The organism is Bradyrhizobium sp. P2_E8 (assembly GCF_056403875.1).
Map to the genome: position 1 here is coordinate 1 of NZ_JBFUES010001261.1, position 1855 is coordinate 1855.

General features: G+C 59.6%; 2 protein-coding genes. One reads left to right on the plus strand and one right to left on the minus strand.

The genetic code is table 11. The features are described 5' to 3' along the window. Position 1 precedes the first annotated feature (1 nt). Positions 2-319, plus strand: coding sequence for a response regulator transcription factor (locus AC1D00_RS39315; protein ID WP_135177335.1), 318 nt, complete (start codon positions 2-4; stop codon positions 317-319). A 249-nt stretch (positions 320-568) separates the two neighbouring features. Here the strand turns inward: AC1D00_RS39315 and AC1D00_RS39320 are convergent, their stop codons facing one another. Beyond that, positions 569-1555 carry an ABC transporter substrate-binding protein gene (locus AC1D00_RS39320; RefSeq protein ID WP_135177336.1) on the minus strand — a complete coding sequence of 329 codons (987 nt, stop codon included), beginning with the start codon at positions 1553-1555 and terminating at the stop codon, positions 569-571. Positions 1556-1855 lie beyond the last annotated feature (300 nt).

Genomic DNA, 1855 nt, shown 5'->3' on the forward strand with positions numbered 1-1855 from the left:
CATGAGCCCGGATCCGAAGGATTCGATTACACCGACGCCGCGTGAGCGTGAGCTGATGATGTTGATCGCGCGGGGCATGCAGAACAAGAACATCGCCTACGAGCTCAAGATCTCGGAGAACACGGTGCGGGCGCATATCGGCAACATCATGCGCAAATACCGCCTCCAGAACCGGACCCAGATCGCGATCATCTATGCGCTCAAGACAGTCCCGCTTTCGCTGCGGCGCGATCGGGCCAGGAGCGTAGCCAACCCGGCGGCCGTCAAGCCGGCACAGGCCCTCGCGCAGGCTCCGCGGGTGCCGACGGCGCCGGACTAACCGCCCCGGCCACAATCCCTTGGCAGCCCGTCGGGCAAGACACCCAAGACCGGGGTCAAGCGACCAGTATCAAAATAATTCTATTTATACGAATTCGGAATTTTGTTAGACATTATTCACTCCGACCCAAGGAAGGCGGGCGTATCGCGATCGTCTGCTATGGCCTGGTACAATTTACTTGCGGCGCGGTTTGGCTAGGGCGGACATTGCACGAGGTCCGAGAAGGGCCACAAGCCGAAGCGACAAGCCTTATTCGATCACCTCGTCCGCGCGGGCGAGCAGCAGCGGCGGCACGATGACGCCAAGCGCCTTTGCGGTCTTCAGATTGATCGCCAGTTCGAACTTGATCGGTTGTTCGATCGGCAGGTCGGCCGGCTTCGCACCTTTGAAAATCTTGTCGACGAAAGCGGAGGCTCGACGATAGAGATCTCCAACATCGGCCCCGTAAGTCAGAAGGAAGCCCGCCTCTGCCAACTCTCTCTGGGTAGAGACGGCTGGCAGCCGATTCTTCAAGGCCATTTCTGCAATCTGGCTGCGGTGGTTGAATAACACACTATCTCCCTGCATGACGCACGCCTGCACGCGCTCCCGAACCATCAGCGCAAACGCCTGTTCAAGTGAGTCCAACCCACGGGCTTCGGCGGGGATAGTCGTCAACCCCAGTGTCGGCGCGATTTCCATCATCGCCGTCAGCCGGGTCCGAGTAGCCGCAACGTCCGGATTAAACAGAATACCCACACGCGAGACGCCCGGCAGCGCTTCCTTCAGCATCTCAAACCGCTTGGCAAAAATCTCGCCGCCCGCATCCACGGTCAGCCCGGTAACGTTCCCGCCGGGGCGCGCCAGACTAGCGACAAGCCCGGCGCGAACCGGATCAAGGCCGGTAGTCATGACGATCGGGATGGTCGTGGTCGCCTTCATCGCCGCTTCTGTGAGCGGATTGAACCCGGTGACGATGATGTCCACACGAAGCCGGACGAAGTCTGCCGCAAGCGCGGGCAGTCGTTCTATCTCGCCGTCGGCGAAGCGGTACTCGATGGCGACATTCTCGCCAAGTTGGTAGCCGAGCTTGCGGAGGCCCTCTTCGAACGCCTTAATGGAATAGACGCGCTCCCCAGTCCCCAATGACAGATATCCAACACGGTAAAGCCGCCCTTTAGGTCGCTGCGCCCGCGCGGTAGCCGACCACGCCGCTGCCGTACCACCAAAAAGCGTGATGAACTCGCGGCGTCGCATACATCCCCCTCAGGGAAAACTCGTCGACGCCTCAAGCCTATCACTTTCCGACGAGGCGGTGGGGTGAGAAAGGACTGCCAGTCGATCCTGGGCGCTGCGACCAATGTCCRAATTGGGTCAAAACTGGCAAGACGCTGATTGAGCAGAAAATTTCTGCTTAGATCCCAAAAGCCGGCGTTTGCACCTTTATGAGTGCACGCCATAGTTCATAGCCTTGGAACCGCCGCCGCGAGGGGGTGACATTTGAACTGCGCACGGCGACATTTGAAATTGCGCGCTACGCTTCACACTCCGTCATTG